Origin of the sequence: Pseudomonas sp. BLCC-B112 (assembly GCF_028550695.1) — a bacterium.
Taxonomy (GTDB): Bacteria; Pseudomonadota; Gammaproteobacteria; order Pseudomonadales; family Pseudomonadaceae; genus Aquipseudomonas; species Aquipseudomonas danubii.
In genome coordinates, this window is record NZ_JAQQGK010000015.1 from 91,951 (window position 1) to 112,018 (window position 20,068).

General features: G+C 66.1%; 14 protein-coding genes. 3 read left to right on the plus strand and 11 right to left on the minus strand.

All coding sequences use genetic code 11. The features are described 5' to 3' along the window. Window positions 1–312: 312 nt before the first annotated feature. The gene (locus tag PQT43_RS29175) at window positions 313–1,080 is read left to right on the plus strand and encodes an AraC family transcriptional regulator (protein WP_102861806.1); all 768 of its coding nucleotides are present in this window, start codon (window positions 313–315) and stop codon (window positions 1,078–1,080) included. 4 nt (window positions 1,081–1,084) lie between these two features. On the opposite strand, the gene PQT43_RS29180 is transcribed toward PQT43_RS29175, so the two are convergent. The 3 genes from PQT43_RS29180 to PQT43_RS29190 are packed head-to-tail and all read right to left on the minus strand — an operon-like array spanning window position 1,085 to window position 5,251. Further along, window positions 1,085–2,674: a DHA2 family efflux MFS transporter permease subunit gene (locus tag PQT43_RS29180; RefSeq protein ID WP_272755377.1), complete on the minus strand. Its 1,590-nt coding sequence runs from the start codon at window positions 2,672–2,674 to the stop codon at window positions 1,085–1,087. Next, entirely contained in the window at window positions 2,667–3,776 is a 1,110-nt protein-coding gene (locus PQT43_RS29185; protein WP_272755378.1) for an HlyD family secretion protein, read from the minus strand. Before PQT43_RS29185 ends, PQT43_RS29180 begins: the two co-directional genes overlap by 8 nt. Then, the gene (locus PQT43_RS29190; protein WP_272755379.1) at window positions 3,773–5,251 is read right to left on the minus strand and encodes an efflux transporter outer membrane subunit; all 1,479 of its coding nucleotides are present in this window, start codon (window positions 5,249–5,251) and stop codon (window positions 3,773–3,775) included. Before PQT43_RS29190 ends, PQT43_RS29185 begins: the two co-directional genes overlap by 4 nt. Before the next feature lie 320 nt (window positions 5,252–5,571). On the opposite strand from PQT43_RS29190, the gene PQT43_RS29195 reads away from it, so the two are divergent. Beyond that, window positions 5,572–7,062 (plus strand): aldehyde dehydrogenase family protein, encoded by a 1,491-nt coding sequence (locus tag PQT43_RS29195; protein WP_272755380.1) that lies wholly within the window; start codon window positions 5,572–5,574, stop codon window positions 7,060–7,062. Window positions 7,063–7,214: 152 nt separating this feature from the next. On the opposite strand, the gene qhpG is transcribed toward PQT43_RS29195, so the two are convergent. The 7 genes from qhpG to PQT43_RS29230 all read right to left on the minus strand — a co-directional run bounded on the left by qhpG (window position 7,215) and on the right by PQT43_RS29230 (window position 16,727). Continuing rightward, complete coding sequence (qhpG, locus tag PQT43_RS29200) at window positions 7,215–8,534, minus strand: flavin-dependent monooxygenase QhpG (RefSeq protein ID WP_267268667.1); 1,320 nt, start codon at window positions 8,532–8,534, stop codon at window positions 7,215–7,217. Continuing rightward, window positions 8,519–9,202: a subtilisin-like serine protease QhpE gene (gene qhpE, locus PQT43_RS29205; protein ID WP_110653475.1), complete on the minus strand. Its 684-nt coding sequence runs from the start codon at window positions 9,200–9,202 to the stop codon at window positions 8,519–8,521. The genes qhpG and qhpE overlap by 16 nt, the downstream gene beginning before the upstream one ends. Further along, on the minus strand, window positions 9,192–10,910 hold the full coding sequence (locus PQT43_RS29210; protein WP_102880105.1) for an ABC transporter ATP-binding protein: 1,719 nt from the start codon (window positions 10,908–10,910) through the stop codon (window positions 9,192–9,194). Before PQT43_RS29210 ends, qhpE begins: the two co-directional genes overlap by 11 nt. Next, window positions 10,910–12,814: a sigma-54-dependent Fis family transcriptional regulator gene (locus tag PQT43_RS29215; RefSeq protein ID WP_102880104.1), complete on the minus strand. Its 1,905-nt coding sequence runs from the start codon at window positions 12,812–12,814 to the stop codon at window positions 10,910–10,912. Before PQT43_RS29215 ends, PQT43_RS29210 begins: the two co-directional genes overlap by 1 nt. A 314-nt stretch (window positions 12,815–13,128) precedes the next feature. Beyond that, entirely contained in the window at window positions 13,129–14,154 is a 1,026-nt protein-coding gene (locus tag PQT43_RS29220) for a histone deacetylase family protein (RefSeq protein WP_267268670.1), read from the minus strand. Between the two features lie 10 nt (window positions 14,155–14,164). Further along, on the minus strand, window positions 14,165–15,394 hold the full coding sequence (locus PQT43_RS29225; protein ID WP_272755382.1) for a Zn-dependent hydrolase: 1,230 nt from the start codon (window positions 15,392–15,394) through the stop codon (window positions 14,165–14,167). Between the two features lie 19 nt (window positions 15,395–15,413). Next, window positions 15,414–16,727: an MFS transporter gene (locus tag PQT43_RS29230; protein WP_268561714.1), complete on the minus strand. Its 1,314-nt coding sequence runs from the start codon at window positions 16,725–16,727 to the stop codon at window positions 15,414–15,416. A gap of 177 nt (window positions 16,728–16,904) precedes the next feature. Here PQT43_RS29230 and PQT43_RS29235 point away from each other — a divergent pair, with 177 nt between their 5' ends. Beyond that, a complete protein-coding gene (locus PQT43_RS29235; protein ID WP_170003183.1) occupies window positions 16,905–17,840 on the plus strand; it encodes a LysR family transcriptional regulator in 936 nt (311 codons plus the stop codon). 57 nt (window positions 17,841–17,897) lie between these two features. Here PQT43_RS29235 and mrdA read toward each other — a convergent pair whose 3' ends face one another. After that, window positions 17,898–19,790 (minus strand): penicillin-binding protein 2, encoded by a 1,893-nt coding sequence (gene mrdA / locus PQT43_RS29240; RefSeq protein WP_102880100.1) that lies wholly within the window; start codon window positions 19,788–19,790, stop codon window positions 17,898–17,900. Window positions 19,791–20,068: the final 278 nt, after the last annotated feature.

Here is a 20,068-nt window from a genome sequence, read left to right on the forward strand (position 1 = left end):
GGCGATGGATCTCCCCCGCTTTCAGCATGGAAAGCGCTTCGAGGCCGGAGTCTGGGGGAGATCAGCCTGGGTGCCAGCTTCCTGGCAGCACCGGCAGACCCCGGCCGTAAGGCAGGGGTAGGGCTAGTAGCAGGGTCAGCAAGCGGGGATTCATGGGCGGTGGCAACCGTCTGGAAGAAAGGAATGACTGGCAGTCTAGGGGGCTGTCACCTGAATGTACTGCGCTAAACAGCCTTTTATTGTCGCGAAATGGACATTTGAATTTATGATGGTCGCCCCATGATCCCTTCCGCTCCGGAGGCGCTGCGCTGCATGTCCGATCTGCTGGTTGTCTCGTCCATCGATAGCCTGGCGCTGCCGGTCACCAGCATCGCCGTGGATTACCCCAACGGCCATGCAATACCGGCCCACAGTCACCCTCGCTCACAACTGGCCTATGCCATCGAAGGCGTGCTGGTGATCGACACCGAATCCGGACGCTGGGTGGTACCGCCCAGTCGCGGGGTGTGGCTGCAGGCGGGCGTCGAACACCGGGTGCGGATGCGCGGCGCAGTGCGCATGCGCAGCCTGTTCATCAACGCTGATGCCATAGATGGCCTGCCCGAGCATGACTGCGTGATCGAGGTCTCGCCTTTGTTGCGCGAGTTGATCCTGGCCGCCGCCCAGGTCGGCACCCAGTATGCGCCGGACAGCCGCGACGGCCGCCTGATGCGCCTGATCCTCGATGAGATGCGCTCGCTGCCGGTGCTGCCGTTCAGCCTGCCCTGGCCCCATGAGCCACGCATGCTGCGGGTGTGCCAGGCGCTGGCGGACGACCCGGCGGACAATCGCACCGCCGAGCAATGGAGCGACTGCCTGGCCATGAGCGCCAAGACCTTCCATCGCCAGTTCCAGCGCCACACCGGCATCACCTTTGGCCGCTGGCGCCAGCAGGCGCGCCTGCTGATGTCCCTGGAATGCCTGGCCGAGGGCATGCCGGTGGTGCAAGTGGCGCTGCAACACGGCTACGACAGCCAGAGCGCCTTCGCTGCCGCCTTCAAGCGCCAGTTCGGCACACCGCCGTCGGAGTTCTACCGCTGAAGGCTCAGACCCGGCGCAGCAGCAGGCCGGCCACCACGCACAACAGCATGGCCAGCCCCGCCAGCAGGAAGGCATCGCTGTAGGCCAGCAGCAAGGCGTCGCGGTGCAGCACCTTGTCCATCAGGCCCAGGGCTTGCTGACGCAACGGCGCCAGCGCCGCCGAGTGCAGGGCCCTGGCGGACTCCACCGGCGCCTGGGCCAGCAGCCGCACCAGCTCCAGCAAACGCTCCTGGGTGGCCTGGGCAAACAGGTTGATGGATTCGCCAATGCGCTGGGCATGGAGCTTCTCGCGCTCCAGCACGATCTGGCTGGACAGCGCGATACCAATCGCCCCACCCACGTTGCGCACCATGGAGAACAGCCCGGAGGCCGAACCCACCTGATCCTTTTCCAGCCCCTGGATCGCCATCACCCCCAGCGCCACCACCACCAGCGACTGGCCGATACCGCGCACCACCAGCGACGGCACGATGACGTTGACCGAGGCATCGGGGTTGAGGTGGATGTTCATCAGGCAGCCGATGCCGGTGATGGCGAAGCCGGCAATGATGATGGTGCGGGCACTGGTCCAGCGCATCAGGCGCGGGGTGGCGAACGACATGACGAACTGGATCAGGCCGTAGGGGATCATCATCAAACCGATCTGCCGGGCGTTGTAGCCATGGATCTGGGCAAAGTAGTTGGGCACCAGGAACACCACGCCGAACACCACCGCACCGAAGGTGAATTGCATCAGGCTGGCGATGCCGAAGTTGTAGCGGCCCAAGAGGCGCAGGTTGATCAGCGGCTGCTCGCGGCGCAGTTCGATGGCCACGAAGGCCAGCAGGCCGACCGTGGCCAGGACCGCGCAGTTGAGGATGAAGCCCGAGGCGAACCAGTCATGGCGGCCACCCTCCTCCAGCATGATCTGCAACGCCGAGAGGCCCACGGCCATGCTGGCGATCCCGCCCCAGTCACCGTGGCGCAACGTTGCCAGGACCATGGGCTGGGGCCGCACCGACCAGCCGATGGCCGCCAGCAGCAACAGCCCCGGTGGCACTTGCAGGTAAAAGATCCAACGCCACGAATAGGCATCGGTGAGCCAGCCGCCCAGGGACGGCCCCGCCGCCTGGGCCACGTTGTTGGCCACGGCGAACAGGGCCATGCCCATGGGGTGCCGGGCCGCCGGCAGCTCGGTGACGATCAGCTGGAACGACAAGGGAATCAGCACCCCGCCAAAGGCCCCTTGCAGCACCCGGGCGAAGATCAGGCTGTGGATAGTCGGTGCCAGGGAGCAGGCAATCGAGAACAGCACGAAACCGGCGGTGCCCACCATCAGCACCCGGCGCATGGAAAACACCGAGACCAGCCAGCCGGTCATGGGAATGATGATGATCTCCGCCACCAGGTAGGCGGTGGTGATCCACGAGCCCTCCTCGAAGGTGGCGCCCAGGGAACCCCGCACGTCCGGCAATGAAGCGTTGGTCACGTGCACGTTCATCCCGGCCATGAAGCAGCCCACCACGCTGCCCAGCACCGCCACCCAGGTGCGCAGGGAAATCGCCTGCGCGCCCGCCTCGCCCGCTGTGTCCTGTACCGCCTGGGCACTAGTCATGACGGGTATCCACGCTCACCACCACCGACATTCCGGGGCGCAGTTCCGCCTGTCGCGCCTGCCCCGGATCAAGACGAATGCGCACCGGCATGCGCTGCACGATCTTGGTGAAGTTGCCGGTGGCGTTGTCCGCCGGCAGCAGGGCGAATTCGGCGCCGGAGGCCGGGGCAAAACTCTCCACCCGGCCCAGCAGCACGTGGCCGCCCAAGGCATCGACCTCGACCCGCGCCGGCTGCCCAGGGCGCATGCCGTCAACCTGGGTTTCCTTGTAGTTGGCCACCACATAGGCGTCCTCAGGCACCACCGCCAAGAGCGGCGCGCCGACTTCGACGTACTGCCCCAGACGCAGGCGGCGCTGGCCGGCAATACCGTCCACCGGGCTGCGGATCAAGGTGCGCGCCAGATCGATACGGACCAGCTGCCGCTGGGCACTGACCCGGGCCACGCCCGCTGCGAGCTTGTCCAGTTGCGCCCGGGCGCTTTGCTGCTCGGTATCGAGCACCTGCACCTGCTGGCGCCGCGCCGCCAGCGTAGCCCGGGCCGCACCCAGCGCGGCATCGGCCTGACGCGCCAAGGCCGCAGCGTTTTCCAGTTGCTGCACGCTGCTGACCTGCTGGCTGGCCAGGTGCTGCTGGCGCCGCCCTTCCTGGCCGGCCCGTTGCGCCTCGGCCTCGGCAGCGCCGACCCGGGCCTGGGCCTCGGCGATCAGGCTCTGTTGCTGTTGCTGACGGGCCTTGAGATTGGCCAGCCGCGCCTGCCCGGCACGCTGTTCGGCCAGGGCCTCGCGCAGCGCCGCCTCGGCCTGTTCGACCCGGGCCTGATAGTCGCTGTCATCGATCCGTGCCAGCAGGTCGCCGGCCTTGAGCGGCTGGTTGTCCTGGACCTCGACCGCGGCCAGGTAACCGGCCACCCGTGGCGCGATGGTGACGATGTCCGCCCGCAGGTAAGCGTCGTCGGTCTCCACCTGGAAACGCCCGCTGAACCACCAGTTCAGGCACCAGGCGAGGATCAGCAACAACACCAGCGCCAACCCGGCATAACCGAGGAAGCGACGGCGGGTGACGGCTTGCGCCGGAGAAGCGGAAACAGGGTTCTGGGTCATTGCACAGGCTCGTCGGAAGTTCGCAGGAAAAGGTTGGCCGCCGCCCGGTTCGGCGGCGGCAGGACAATCGGCGGCGCGCTGCGCCAGCCACCGCCCAGGGCCTTGAACACCAGCACCTGGGTATCGATCACCGCCGCATCGGCCTGCGCCGCCGCGGCCCGGGTGCGCACGGCGCTGCGCTGGGCGTCGAGGTAATCCAGGGCGCTGGAAGCACCGGCCGCGCGGGCCAGCCCGGCCAGGTGCAAGGCCTGATGGTCGCGCTCGGCCGCCAGGTGCAGGGCCCCCTGGCGCTGCAATGCGGCCTGGTAGTCGCTCAAGGCTTGCTGCTGTTCCTTCAAGGCCGCCAGGATGCTGCGGTCAAAATCCGCCAGTGCCGCGCTTTCCCGGGCGTCGGCCTGGGCGATGCGCGCGCGGGCGGCATTGAGGTTGGGCAAGCTCCAGGACAGCAGCGGCCCCAATTGCCAGACCGAAGCGTCGCGCTCGTCGAAACCCGAGGGCTGGTGCGCCGACGTGTAGACACCAGCCCCCAGGCTGACCCGCGGATAGAGATCGGCCCGGGCCACGCCGATGCGCGCCGTGGCCGCCGCCAGCCGACGCTCGGCCTGACTCACATCGGGACGCCGGCGCAGCATGGCCAAGGCATCGCTTTGAGGCATGGGCGAACCCAGGCGCGGGGCCTGGTGACAAGCCTTGGCCGCCGCCGGTGCATCGCCCGGGGGACGCCCGAGCAATACCGCCAGTTCCGCCAGGGCCCGCTGCCGCCCGGCCTGCAACGGCGGCAGGCTGGCCTGCACCTGGCCCACCAGGCCCTCGGCGCGCACCACATCCAGGGTTACTGCGGCGCCGGCCTGATACAGCTGGGCGCTCAGGGCCCGGCCCTGCTCCACCAGCGCCAGGGACTCGCCGGCCACCTGCAGGCGCTGGCCGTAGCTGCAAGCCTGCAACCAGGCGCGGGTGGTTTCCGCGGCCACCACCACCCGCAGGCCATCTTCGGCGGCACGCGCCGCCTCGGCATCGGCCCGGGCAGCATCCGCCAGACCGTGCAAACGGCCGAACAAGTCAGCCTCCCACTGCACATCCAGGCCAAGCCCATAGCGGCTGCCGGTGCGAATCCGCTCGCTGTCCTGCAAGGCGGCTTCCAGCTGGTCATCCGCGGTACTGCCGTAGCCGGCCCGGGCCGTCACCTGGGTGGCGGGCTGACGCAGGGTATCGGTCTCGCGCAGCAGCGCCCGGGCCTGCAGCAGGTTGGCCGCGGCCATCCGCAGATCGCGGTTCTGGCTCAGGGCCTCTTGCACCGCGGCGTTCAGATCCGGGTCACGGTAGAGCTGCCACCACTGGTCGAGCCCCTGCTCGGCGTGCATATCCAGACCGCTCACAGGCAGGGGCACGGTGCTGCCGGGCGGCTGCTCCGGCCCCAGGGTGCAGCCGGCCAACAGGGCGCACAGGGCCCATGCAGGCCTTGGGTAAATGGGCATGGGAAGTACTCACGGATTCAAAGCGGCTACTGTAGAAACCCTCACTGGCGACCGTCTAACGAGAACCTCCTTTCAATTATCGCGAAATGGTCAACTTTCATTCTGAGCCGCTTCGCTCCAGGCTTGCGGTCATGGGCCCAGACCGACGAACCGGTGCGTCTCTTGAATCTCACCGGGCTGTCGCAGTTTGCGAAAAGCCACCGCCGCGCCAGCCTCGGCAGCGCGCCCAAGCCCCCGCAATCCCGAGGCCACGCCCCCACGACGGAACTGGCATAGCCATTGCGAAAGCCCCTGCCTCACCTACAACAAGAGGCTTCGCCATGGCTATTGCCCCACTGCTCGCCGCTACCACGGCGTTTATCCAGCGCGCCCCGCGCATGTTGATCGGTGCCCACTGGGTCGAGGCCGCCGATGGCCAGACCATGCCCCTGCGCAACCCCGCCACCGGCGAACAGCTGTGCCTGGTGCCCCGGGCCACGGTGGACGATGTCGATCGCGCAGTGCTGGCAGCGCGCCAGGCTTTCGACGACTCGCCCTGGACCCGCACCCGTCCCCGGGAGCGGCAGAACCTGCTGTGGAAACTCGCCGACCTGATGCAGCGCGACGCCGAGCTGCTGGCCCAGCTGGAATGCCTGAACAATGGCAAGAGCGCCGCTGTGGCCCAGGCCATGGACGTGCAATTGTCCATCGACTTCTTGCGCTACATGGCCGGCTGGGCCACCAAGATCGAAGGCACCAGCGTCGAGGTTTCGCTGCCGCTGATGCCCGACGATCAATTCCACAGTTTCATCCGTCGCGAAGCGCTGGGCGTGGTCGGCGCCATCGTCGCCTGGAACTTCCCCTTGCTGCTGGCCTGCTGGAAACTCGGCCCGGCCCTGGCCACCGGTTGCACCCTGGTGCTCAAGCCGGCGGATGAAACCCCGCTCAGTGCGTTGAAACTGGCAGAACTGGTACAGGAAGCCGGTTACCCCGACGGCGTGTTCAACGTGGTCACCGGCACCGGCATCACCGCCGGCAGCGCCCTGACCCACAACCCTCTGGTGGACAAACTGACCTTCACCGGCTCCACCGCCGTGGGTAAGGAAATCGGCAAGATCGCCATGGGCTCCATGACCCGGGTCACCCTGGAGCTGGGGGGCAAATCGCCGACCATCGTCATGGCCGACGCCGACCTGGGCAGTGCCGCCGCCGGGGCCGCCAGTGCGATCTTCTTCAACCAGGGCCAGGTCTGTTGCGCCGGTTCGCGGCTGTATGTGCAGCGCAAGCACTTCGACAACGTGGTGGCCGACATTGCCGGCATCGCCAATGCCATGAAGCTGGGCAACGGCCTGGACGCCAGCGTCGAGATGGGCCCGCTGATTTCCGCGCGCCAGCAGGAACGGGTCTACCGCTACATCGAGATGGGCCGGGACAGCGGCGCCACCATTGCCTGTGGCGGCGAGCAGTTCGGCCCGGGGTATTTCGTCAAACCGACGGTGATCGTCGATGTCGACCAGAAACACTCGCTGGTCCAGGAAGAAATCTTCGGCCCGGTGCTGGTGGCGATTCCCTTCGACGACGAGGCCGACGCCCTGCGCATGGCCAACGACAGCCCCTATGGCCTGGGCGCAAGCATCTGGTCCAACGATCTGGCAGCGGTGCACCGGATGATTCCGAAGATCAAGTCCGGCTCGGTGTGGGTCAACTGCCACAGCGCCCTGGACCCGGCACTGCCGTTTGGCGGCTACAAGATGTCCGGGCTCGGCCGGGAAATGGGCCACGCGGCCATCGAGCACTACACCGAACTGAAATCGGTGCTGATCAAGCTCTGATCCACGGCCAGGGCGAACGCCCGTGGCCTGCCGGATGACGCCAGGGATGATTCCAGGGATGACGACGCGGGATGGCCGCGGGGCGGTTCGCGAGCAAGCTCGCTCCTACGGGGTGGCATCCACGTAGGAGCCGGCTTGCCGGCGAATGGGTCCTAAGGTCGGTAGCCCTGGGCCAGCAACCAGCCCCGCACCACCCGCCCCTGCTCCGGGCTCAGGTCCGCCAGGGCCTGGCTCGGGGGCTGGTGCTGCAAGCGGCGCAACAACGGCGCCAGCTCCACGCCCTGCACATGCCAGATGCCCAGGGGCTGGTCCGGGGTGATCACCACTTCGGCCTCATCCACCAGGCCATCGCGCAGTACCGGGGCGTGCTCGATACGCAAGGCTGCAAAGTCCACGGCCGCGTGCGCCGGCTGCTGGTCCGGCCAGTGCCGGCGGGCCTGCCAGAACGGTTGCTCGGGCCAGCGCTGCTCGTCGGCGTAGAAATCCCGGCCGATGCGGGCAAACCGCAGGAACAGCTGCTCCACCCGTTGTTGATGAAAGCGCCCGGCCAGGGCTCTGCGCTCCGGACGCTGCAACAGGGTGTTGATCACCGCCGGCGCCTGCAGGGCCGAGGACAGAGACTGGAAGATGCCATTGCCTGACAGCGGGTCCACCGCCATGGCCGCATCCCCGACCCGCAGCCAGTGAGCGCCGCACACCTGGGGGCAGAGAATCGCCGTGCTGCTACGGGCGTGCAGCTGCAGATCCTGTTCGGCACCCCCGGCAAAAAAATCCGCGGCCAGGGCAGACGCCTGACGGCGCTGGCGGCAGTACTCCAGCAACTGCGCCTTGCCCGGCAGTGCGGCGCTGGCCACATCCAGGGTCAGTTGCCAGTAGCACTGGCCGTCGCTGCGCCGGGCCATCCAGGCCCAGCCGTCCTCCAGGCTGTGCACGGCACTGGCGGCAGTGCCAGACGGCCCTTGCCAGCGGTTGAGCAGGCTGAGGGTTTCCGGGCCACGCCGGCCATTCCCGACGCCGTGCTGCAGTGCCTTGTCCAGCGCAGGCGCCTGACGCCCGCGGGCTTCGACCAGGAACTCGCCGAGCTGCTCCTCGTGCCCCTGCACCTGCACCCGGTGCCCGAGCGCAGTGGACTGCACACTAAGTACACGGCCGTGGATCAGCGTCACCCCGGCCTGATGCAGGGCATCGCGCAGGCCACGGTCGAATGTTGGTCGATCCAGCAGGTATTCGATGTTCTGCGCATGCTGCGCGCCGTTCCACGCCACTTGCCGCTGGGAAGGATGCAGGGCCTGGGCCAGTGCCGACTCCAGACCGGCGCCGCGCAAGGCTTCCAGCACCCGCAGCGAGACCCCTTCCAGCGCCGGAAAACGCCGCCAGTCGCTGATCAGGGTCACCGGGTAACCGAGGCGCCGCAGCCCCAGGGCCACCGCCGCGCCGGCCGGCCCTGCTCCCAGGATCAGGATCGGTTGCATGGCACGCTCCGGCGCTCGGGCCCCTGGTAGGCGGCCTGCTCCTGCAGCCACTGGCGCACCTGCAGATTGCTCGCGCCGGGCTGGGTCTTGAGGTAGGCGGCGATATGCCCGCTCAAGGCAGCACAGCCCAGGCTGGCACCGGATGGCCCCGGGCGGGCGGCGCGCACGCAGGCGGCGAAATCGGCCTGGGCCGTGTTCAGCCAGGACCACTGCTGCGCACTGCAACGCGCATCGCCGGTAACCCGCAACACGCCGGGATAGCGGGCCGGGAATACCGGCTCGCCCTGGGCCGGGCTGGACGCGCAGAGCAGCACGCCGCGTGCCACGGCCTCAGCGCAGGCGGCGCGCAGTGAATCGCGATCCTGGCGCAGCCCGAGGCTGAGGTTGATCAGGCGTACATCCTGTTCCAGCAGCCAATACAGGGCGGCACTGACTTGCGCGGCGCTGGTCACCCCGCGCTGATCGAACACCTGGGCCAGATACAGCTGGGCATCGGGCGCGCGCTGCTCGATGGCCTCGATGATCGCGCTGCCATGGCCAAGGGCGTCCTGCTGCAACTCGCCCTCGCCCAAGCCTTGCGCCAGCAGAAAGAAACGCCGGCCGGCCGCCACCCGTTGATGGGGGGCATGGCCGCTGTCGATCACGCCGATGCGCAGCTCAGGCTTCATGGGCCACCACCACGCTGTGCAATACTCCGTCCAGCAACTCGAAGCGCAGGTCAGCGTCGGCCAGGGTCGAAGGCCGGTGGCTGATCAGGATGCGCGTGCGCCCGGCGAACAGGCGGTCGATGGCTTCGATCACCTCGCGCTCGGTGGCTTCGTCCACCGCCGAAGTGGCTTCGTCCAGTACCAGGATCATCGGGTCCTGCAGCAGGGCCCGGGCGATGGCGATGCGTTGTTTCTGCCCGCCGGACAGCTGCTGGCCACGCTCGCCCAGGGGGCTGTCCAGGCCCTCGGGCAGGGACTCGATCAGCCCCTGCAGTTGCGCCAGCCGTGCCACTTCGGCCACGGCCTCGCGGCTGGCAGCGGGCACGCTGTAGGCCAGGTTGTCCGCCAGGCTGCCGCGAAACAGCACGATGTCCTGGCTGACCACCGCCACTTGGCGGCGCAGTTGCGCCAGGTCCAGTTGACGCAGATCGATGCCCCCCAGCAGCACCTGCCCGGACTGAGGGTCGTGGTGGCGCTGCAAGAGGTCGATCAAGGTGCTTTTACCGGCCCCCGAAGTGCCGCTCAGGGCCACCTTGAGGCCGTAGGGAATCCGCGCTTCGATGCCTTTGAGGGTCGAGCCGCGCCCCGGATGACTGAAGTGCACATCCTTGAAGTGCAGCTCGCCATTGTCCGGCACCGGCAACGGCGCCGTGGGGGCGCTGATGCCCGGCTCCTCGCCGCGCAGCTCCATGACCCGGCCCAGGCTCACGGTCATGCGCTGGATCGCCACATACAGTCCCAGCAGGCTCTGCACCGGTCCCACCGCCATGCCCAGGTAGGTGGAGAAGGCAATCAGCGCCCCCAGTTGCCAGGTGCCCTGCACCACCCAGTAACCGCCAATCAGGAAGGCGCAAGCCCGGGACAATGAGGTCAGGGTGCCGGGCACCGCCTGGGTGAAGAACTCGGTGACCTGCAGCTTGAGCAACTGGTTCATGTAGCCCTGGCCGAGGCGGTCCAGGCGCTGAGCCTCTCGTTGCTGCTGGCCGGCGCTCTGGATGAATTTCATCACTGGCAGGGTTTCCACCATGAACGAGGACATGTCCGCGGAACGCTCGCGCAACTGGCGTACATCGCGCTCCACCTTGCGCCGCATCCAGCGCAGCCAGAGCACGTCCAGGGGAATCAACACCAGGGCCAGCAGCGAGAGTTGCCAGGACAGGGTCAGGAGCATGGCCAGGGCGACGACAAGACCGATCACGCTGGACACTGCGGAAAACAATGAGTCGACGGCAAAGCGCTGGATCTCCGCCACATCGCCGTCCAGGCGCGACATCAGGTCGCCGATTCGCCGCTGCCCGTAGAAGCTCGGCGACAGCCGTTGCAGATGGCGATAGAGGTCGTCGCGCAGGGCGAACAGGATGCGTCCGGACAGGCGCGTATGCAGGTAGCGATTGACCCCGGACAGCAGCGTGCCCAGCAGACCGGCAAGGATCATCAAGCCGGCGATCAGCACCAGTTTGGAGAAGTCCCGGGCCAGCAGGCCGTCGTCGATCAGCAGCTTGGTCAGCCAGGGTTGCACCAGCACCAGCAACGAGGCGCACACCGACAGCCCCAGCAGGCCGCCGATGGCCAGCCGATGGGGCCGCACGAAACTGTAGAGCCAGCCCAGGGCGGCACTCAGGGCCTGGGGGTCGCGGCTGTCCACCAGCCGGGTGATCAGGCGCCGCATCAGGCGCGCAACTGCTTGAGCTTGCGGTACAGGGTCGCGCGGCTGATGCCCAGGGCGTCCGCAGCCGCCGAGACATTGCCCTGATGGTTGTCCAGGGCACTGCGGATCAGCTCCAGCTCGTTCTCGCGGATGCTCCCGGTCTGCGGCCGCTCGCTGGCCTGCAGATCGTCGAGCATGCTGTCGGGCAGATGTTCCAGGCCGATGTGGCACTCGCCTTCTTCGCGCAGGGCCAGGGCGGTGCGCAGGACCATCTCCAGCTGGCGGATATTGCCCGGCCAGTGGTAGTCCGTCAGCAGCCGGCGCAGTTCGTCGCTGAGGCTCACGTCGGCGCCGCCGAGCCTGGCCAGCAGGCTGTCCACCAGCGGCTGCAGGTCTTCGCGTTCACGCAGGGCCGGCAGCAGCACGCTGATGCCGTTGACCCGGTAGAACAGGTCTTCGCGAAAGGCCTGGTCCTGCACCTGCTGCTTGAGGTCGCGGTGGGTGGCACAGATCAGGGCAATGTCGATGTCCTGCTCCTCACCGGCTCCCAGGGGCGCGACCTTGCGGTCTTGCAGCACTCGCAGCAGGCGGGCTTGCAGGGCCAGGGGCATGTCGCCGATCTCATCGAGGAACAAGGTGCCACCGTGGGCCTGTTGCAGGCGTCCGATCATGCCGCCGCGGCGCGAGCCGGTGAAGGCGCCTTCGCGATAGCCGAACAGTTCCGACTCGATCAGGCCTTCGGGAATCGCCGCGCAGTTGACCGCGACAAAGGGTTTCTCGGCACGACTGCCCGCACGATGCAGGGCCCGGGCCAGGACTTCCTTGCCGGTGCCGGTTTCTCCCAGCAACAGCACTGGCAAGCCGTTGGCCAAGCCCTGGCGGGCCATGCGCAGGGTGCGGGCGTAGCGGCTGTTGCCCCCGGCCAGGGCTTCCAGGTCCTGGGGCATGGGCGTGGCTTTCGGTGTGCTGCGGGGCGCGCGGTGCAGGTTCAGCGATGGCTGCGGCGCCCGCAGGGCCTTGTAGAACAGCTCGCCCTTGGCGGTCTGCAGGCTGCCCACGGCGCCTTGCTGCAGGCGGGCCAGCAGTTGCAGGCCGTCGAGCCCGAGGAACTCTTCGCAACGCCGCCCCACCAGGGCCGCGCGCGGGGTGTTGAGCAACTGGCAGGCCTGGCCGCTGACCGCAAGAATCTGCCCGCCCAGGCTCAGGGCCAGCAGGCCTTGCCAGGGCGATTCGAGGTATTGCCGACGACTGTGGAAGGCCAGGACGATCTGCTCCGGGTAGGACGCGTGGAACACTCGCGCCTCGATCTGGCTGACCGCCATGGACAACAGAGCGGTGCTGTCCTGAACGCGGCCCAGGGGGCCTTCGCGGGTCAGGTCAAGAACGCCGAGGATCTCGCCCTGGGGGCATTGGATGGGCACCGATGTGCAGGAGAAATGGCTGAGGCGATCCAGGTAGTGTTCGCCGCAATCGATCAGGGTCGGCCGGGCTTCCACCAGGGCCGTGCCCAGGGCGTTGGTGCCACGGGTGGCCTCGCTCCAGCAGGCGCCGAGGGTGATGTCCTGCACGCCGCTGTCCTTGAGCCGGTCGGCCCGGCCTTCGATGGCCAGGATGGTGGCGTCGGCGTTAGCGAGGATGATCAGGCCATCCTGGCCCTGATGCTGGGTCAGGTAGTCGATGGCCGGGGTTGCCGCGTCCAGCAACAGGCGGTTGCTGGCCAGCAGCACCTCGAGGCTCGCGCTGGATTCCAGGGTCAGTTGATGCTGACTGCCAAAGTGCACGCCATGGCTGAGGCTGCGTCGCCATGAGGCATCGATTTCCGCACGCAGGACCCCGTCGGGGATCTCGCCTTCCAGGTGCAGCCGCTCCCGGGCCAGCCGGGCTTCGTGTTGCTGCTCACCCTTTGTTGTTTTTATAAGAGTCATCAAGCGCTCCGAATCGGTCCGCCCGCTGTACCCGCTCCACTCCCTTGGATTGCGCGAGGCACGCAAGCCGTGGTCAATGTCTACACCGGGTTCAGAGGGCAGTAAAGGGGCTTTGTCCGGATCATCGGGCAGCCCTGCATTGCTTACCCTGTCATTCGAGATCAAGCAAAACCTGCGCCAGTGGAATGGGCGCCTGAGCATCTTGACGTTAACGTAAAGCAAATGGCAAGTACCCCACGCCTCCTCCCAGCCCCTGCTGCAGGAGCTGGCTTGCCGGCGAAAAGGGCATTGAGCGGAACACCGCCCGGCTGGTCCTAGAGGGCCCAGGCGGCGCTGTCGGCAAAGAAGGCGCGGGCGTTGTCTTCCAGGCTGTCCAGGTGGTAACCCCCTTCCTGGACAATCAGACACGGCAGGCCAAGGCTGCGGATGCGCTGGCCAAGGATGGCGAAGCCGTCTCGGGTCACCGCGACCTTGCTTTGCGGATCGAGCTCGTAGATGTCGAACCCCAGGGACAGCACCAGCACCTCGGCACCAAAATCCTTCACTGCCGCCAGGGCCTGTTCCAGGCGGGCGAGGAAATCCGCTTCGCTGGCGCCATGCGCCATCGGCAGGTTGAGGTTATAGCCCTCCCCCGCGCCACTGCCACGCTCCTCGGTGAAGCCGGCCACCCCCGGGTAGAAGTTGGTCGGGTCGCCATGCACCGAGACATACAGGACGTCGGCACGTTCGTAGAAGATTTCCTGAATGCCCTGGCCGTGGTGCATGTCGGTATCGAGCACAGCCACCCGGGCGAACCGCTCCCGCAGTACCTGGGCGGCAATCGCCGCGTTGTTCAGGTAGCAGAAACCGCCAGCGGCTTCGGCCCGGGCATGGTGCCCCGGCGGGCGGCACAGAGCGTAGGCGGCCGGCTCGCCATCCAGCAGGGCACGGGCCCCGGCAATGGCACTCTGGGCCGACCAGTAGGCCGAGCGCCAGGTCTGCTCGCCCACCGGGCAACTGCCGTCCGCCAGGTAGCGTGCCGCCTGGGCGAGGATGCCGCGCAGGGCATTGGGCTCGCGCACGAAGATGTTGGACATGACTTCATCGCCCCAGTCCTCGGGGATTTCCTTCCAGCGTCGATGGGCCTCTTCAAGGAATGCCAGGTACGGCGCGCCGTGCACTGCCTGCAGCGGTTGCAGGCCGGCGTCCTCGGGTTGCCTGACCTCGAACCCGAGGGAGTGCGCGGCCTGCACCAGGCGTTGGGCACGCTCGGGGACTTCCTGGGGCGTGCGCATCTGGCCGCGGGAATAGTAGCTGCGGGGATGGTGAAGCAATTGTTCAGGGTGGAAAAAACTGCGCATCAAAGTCTCCTCAGGCCACCCGGCCGGCACGGGCCAGCACGGCGTTAAGCAATACATCGGCGCCCTGGCACACGTCCTCGGGCAACACATCTTCGGCTTCGTTATGACTCAAGCCTCCGACACAGGGAATGAACACCATGGCGGTGGGGCAATAGCGCGCCAGCAGGATGGCATCGTGGCCCGCGCCGCTGACGATGGACTGCTGAGGATAGCCAAGCCCATCCACCGCCTGCTGCACCGCCGCCACGCACTCGGCATCAAAGGGCGTGGCCGGGCTCAGCCAATGGCGGTCGATGCGGACCTTGAGCCCGCGCTCCCGAGCAATGCGTTCCAGGCGTTCCTCAACCTGCTGCTCCATGTTGGCGATCTGTTGATCATGGTGGTGGCGCAGGTCGACGGTGAAGGTCAGCCGCCCGGGAATGGTATTGCGCGATGACTTGGCAACGCTCAGCTCTCCGACAGTGGTCAGGCCTTGCGGGGCAAAATCCGCTGCCACCTGCTCCACGGCGAGGATCATCTGCGCGGCGCCATACAGGGCATCCTTGCGCAGTGGCATCGGCGTAGTGCCAGCGTGGGCGGCCATGCCTTCAACCTGAACGTCGAGCCAGCGGATCGCCTGACCGCCACTGACCACGCCGATGCTCTTGGCGTTGTCTTCAAGGATCGGGCCCTGTTCGATATGGGCTTCGAAATAGGCATCCACTGCCCCGCCCAAAGGCCGATTGCCGGCGTAACCGGTGCGTTGCAGGGCCTCGGCGACGCTGATGCCATCGGCGTCGCGCACCGCCAGGGCGGCGTCCAGGGACATGACCCCGGTGAACACCGCCGAGCCGAACATCGCCGGGGTGAAACGCGCGCCTTCCTCGTTGGTCCACACCACCAGCTCCAGAGGCTTGCGAGTCTGGACTCCGAGATCATTGAGCGTGCGCAGCACTTCCAAGCCGGCCAGCACGCCGTAGACACCGTCGAAACGCCCGCCCTCGGGCTGGGTGTCGAGGTGGCTGCCCATCATCACTGGGGCTGCGTGCGGGTCACTGCCGGGACGCCGGGCAAACAGGTTGCCGATGGGGTCGACGCTCAGGGTCATGCCAGCTTCTGTGCACCAGTGGGCGAAGAGTTCGCGTCCGGCCCGGTCCTCATCGCTCAGGGCCAGACGGCAGCTACCGCCGCGAGCGGTGGCGCCGATTTCGGCCATGGCCATCAGGCTCGCCCAGAGGCGTTGGCCATTGATTTTCAACATCGATCGTGTCTCCGGACAATCAAGCGTGGGACGCCATTTCCAGGCGATGGGCGTGGGCGTGACGGCGCGACAGGGCCAGCACGCAGATCAGCGATACCGCGGCGATCAGGCTGTAGAACAGCGCCATCGGCCACCATTGGCCGATGAACCTGTGGGCCAGCCAGGTGCCGATCAGCGGGGTCAGGCCACCGGCCAGGGCACCGCAGACTTGATAGGCCAGGGAGATGGCGGTGTAGCGCACCCGCGTCTCGAACATGCCGCTGACGTAACCGGCGATCACCGCGTAGAAGGAGGCCATGCACACCACTGCCAGGGCGATGCCGAGGATCATCAGTGGCGCCTGGCCGGAGCTCACCAGGACGAACATCGGATAGGGCGAGGCCATGGCCAATACTGACACCAGGCATAGAAAGCGCGTGGCGCCGATTTTCTCGGCGGTCCAGGCCGCCAGGGGCTGGATGCAGAACTGGATGATCGCCACCACGAACAGGCATTCGAGAATCAGCGAACGGGGAATCTCCAGTTGCTGGGTGGTGTAGGCAATCATGAAGGTGTTGGTGAAATACACCCCGGCGATCCCCAGGGTATTGGCGCCGATGCACAGCAGCAGCGGACGCCAGGCCGTGCGCAGCACTTGCATCACAGGTGCCTGTTCCTTGCGCAGCGATTTGGCCGCCTGCTCGCGGCTGGCGAGAAACTCCGGCGACTCGTTGACCCCCAGGCGAATCGCCAGGCCTACCAGCAGCAACAACGCGCTGGCGAGGAACGGCAGGCGCCAGCCCCAGCTCATCAACGCGTCCTCGGGCAGGCGGGTCACGGCGCTGAAGGCCAGTAGCGAGAGAATCAAACCCGCCGGGCTGCCCAATTGGGCGAAGGAGGCGAAGAAGTTGCGCCGGCCCTTGGGCGCATGTTCGCCGGCCATCAGCACCGCCCCGCCCCACTCGCCTCCCACGGCAATGCCCTGGACGATGCGCAGCAGGATCAGCAGCACCGGGGCCAGGGCGCCGATCTGTGCATAAGTCGGCAACAGGCCGATGCACACGGTAACCACGCCCATCATCAGCAAGGTGATGACCAGGGATTTCTTGCGGCCGATACGGTCGCCGATATGGCCGAAGATGATGCCCCCCAGGGGCCGGGCGAAGAAGCCCACAGCGAAGGTCCCGAAGGCGGCCATGGTGCTGAACAGTTTGTCGTCGGAGGGGAAGAACAAGGCACCGAACACCAGCGCCGCAGCGGTGGCGTAGATGTAGAAGTCGTACCACTCGATCATGGTGCCGATAAAGGCGGCGGCCGCGGCCCGGCGTGGCTGCGGCGAAGCGGAAGGCTTCATGGTTGGCTCCTTTGGTTATTTTTGTGGCAGGAGAAAGGGTCAAGCGCAGGGGCTTCTGTGGGCGCCTGTCTGGGAGGGATTTATCCGTTTCGCCAGATAATTAGTCAATTTTCTATTGGTTATCTCGATTATTATCCTGGCTTATTATTCGCCTAGATCCCGATCCAGAGCCCTGCCATGTCCGACCGCGATGCCCGACGCCTGCTCAATGACCGCCTCGACTGGAACCTGCTGCGCACCTTCCGGGTGATCGGCCAGGAACTGAGCATCAGTCGCGCAGCGGCGCGCCTGCACCTGACCCAACCGGCAGTGAGCCAAGCCCTCAAGCGCCTGGAAGAACAGCTGGGGCGGCAGTTGATCGCCCGACGCGGGCCGCGCTTTGCCCTGACCGAAGTGGGCGAACAGATCTTTGCCCTGGCCGGGGAAATCTACGGCCAGATGTCCCAGGTCAGCAGCGTGCTGGAGCAGCCCGCCGACGAGGTGATCGGCAAGGTGCGACTATTGATCATCAGCCGGATCTTCAATGAGCGTTTCGATGACTTTCTGGCCGACTTCCATCGCCAGCATCCGCGCGTCGACCTGGAGGTCGAGGTGATGCGCAGTTCGGATATCGTCAGCGCCCTGCAGGAGAAGACCGCGACCCTGGGCCTGAGCCTTAATCGGCGGCCACAGCCACGCCTGGAACAACGGCTGTTCCTGCGGCAGCGCTACGCATTTTTTTGCGGCAAGCATCACCCGCTGTTCGGGCGTCAGGACGTGGCCGAGGGCGATCTGCAGCGAGAGAACTTCGTCAGTTTCACCAGCGACCAGATCGGCGGCATGCTCTCGCCACTGACCATCTTCCGTGACCAGCAAGGCTTCAGCGGGCGCATCGTCGCCTCCTCGCCAAGCCTGGAGGAAGTACGGCGCCTGGTGATCGCCGGGTTTGGCATCGGCTGCCTGCCGGAGCATGTGGTGGCGGCCGATGTCGACGCCAGGCTGCTGTGGCGCCTGCCGCCCCACGACGGCATCGCCGATGTCGACATCCATCTGCTGTGGAACCGTGAACAACGCATGAGCCGTGCCGAGGTGCTGTTCCTGGAGCTGCTGCAGGAACGCCTCACCGCTCAGTGACGCAAGGGACGCTCGGGCGGACTCACAAGATGCCGGGCAGCCCGGTGTTGCAACGACTCAGACGTGGGGATCGCCAGAGGCCTTGGCGGGTGTAGCGTATTGCGGCTTGAGGTGGCCGTTCTGGTCCAGCAGCCAGGCGTCCATGATCTGTCGCACCACGGGCCCGGCGACCCGGCCGCCGGCCTCACCGTTCTCGATCATGACCGCGATCACGATCTGTGGGTGCTCGGCGGGGGCAAAGCCGACGAACAGGGCGTTGTCGCGGTTGCGCTCGCGGGTCTTGAGGCGGTCATAGCGTTCGCCCTGCTTGATCGCCACCACCTGGGCGGTGCCGCTCTTGCCGGCGATACGGTACTGCGCACCGGCGGCGGCAGCGCGGGCGATGCCCCGCGGGTCGTGCATCACCATCTGCATACCGTGGCTGACCTGATCCCAGTCATGGGGATTCTTCAGCAGGATGTTGGGCATCGGGTGCTCATCCACAGGAGCCACGCCATCGATGGTCTTGGCCAGGTGCGGGCGGTTCCACACGCCCTTGTTGGCGATCAGCGCTGTGGCCTGGGCCAGTTGCAGCGGCGTGACCTGCATGTAGCCCTGACCAATGCCGAGGATCACGGTTTCCCCCGGGAACCAGGGCTGGCGGCGGGTGGCGCGCTTCCAGTCTTGGGATGGCATTAACCCGGGGGATTCCTCGAACATGTCCAGGGAGACTTTCTGACCCAGACCGAACATCGCCATGTAGTCGTGCAGGCGGTCAATGCCGAGCTTGTGGGCCAGATCGTAGAAGTAGGTGTCGTTGGAGCGCATGATCGCTGCGTCCATATCAACCCAACCATCGCCGCTGTGGTTCCAGTTGCGGTATTTGTGATCGAAGTCCGGCAATTGGTAGTAACCGGGATCGAAGACTCGGGTCGAGGCGGTCACCACGCCGGTGTCGAGGCCGGCAATCGCCACTTCTGGCTTGATGGTGGAACCCGGTGCGTAGAGGCCGCGCAGCACCCGGTTGAATAGCGGGCGATCTATGGAGTCGTGCAGCGCGGCGTATTGCTTGAAGCTGATGCCGGTGACGAACAGGTTGGGGTCAAAGCTTGGCTTACTGACCATGGCCAATACTTCGCCCGTGGCAGGGTCGAGGGCCACCACTGAGCCGCGACGGTCCCCCAGGGCCTCTTCGGCAGCTTCCTGGAGCTTGATATCCAGGCTCAGGACGATGTTCTTCCCGGGGATAGGATCGGTGTGTCTGAGCACGCGCATGACCCGCCCCTGGGCGTTGGTCTCCACCTCTTCATAGCCGACGTGACCGTGCAACTCGGACTCATAGAACTTCTCGACGCCCGTCTTGCCAATGGATTGGGTGCCACGGTATTCCACCGAGTCCAGGGTCTTGGTTTCTTTCTCGTTGATCCGCCCAACGTAGCCAATGGAGTGGGCAAAGTGTGCGCCCATGGGGTAATGGCGGACGAACTGGGCTTGCACATCCAGTCCTGGCAGGCGGTACTCGTTGACCGCAAGGACGGCGATTTGCTCTTCGGTGAGCTCGTAGAACAGGGTCACGGGGACAAAGGGGTGGCGAGCCTGCTTCATTTCCTTGTCGAACAAGGTGCGATCCTCTGGCGGCAGGTGCAGCAGGTCGATCACCGTGTCCAACTCACCCTTGAGATCGGTGGTGCGTTCGCGGGTGATGGTCAGGTTGAAGCTGGGGCGGTTGTCCGCCAGGACCACGCCATTGCGGTCATAGATCAGCCCGCGGGTCGGGGTGATCGGCAGCACGTGGACACGGTTGTTTTCCGAGACGGTGGAGTGATAGTCGAACTCCACCACTTGGAGGAAGTACATACGCCCTACCAAGGCGCAAGTAATGGCCACCACCAACATAGCGCAGGCGAGCAGGCGCTTGTTGACCAGGCGGTTCTCTTTTTCGTGGTCCTTGATCGGAATCGCTTCGGGCATTGCTACAACTTCTCGTTGAATAGAGGTCGACGCTGATCCGTGCGGGTGAACTCAAGTCCTTAAAAAGAGCTGCACCATAGCAAAAACCACTCACTGTTTTTGAGGGGATTTCCATCACGAGTGATCAATGGTGCTGGCCCTCACTGCGGTTGTGGGGCTATGCGTGGGCAATGTCCTTTCTGGTCGCTGTAGGACTTGGCTTTTTCTCCGCGCAAAAACAAAACCCCAATTGCTTTCGCAATTGGGGTTTCGGAATTTAATCTTGACGATGACCTACT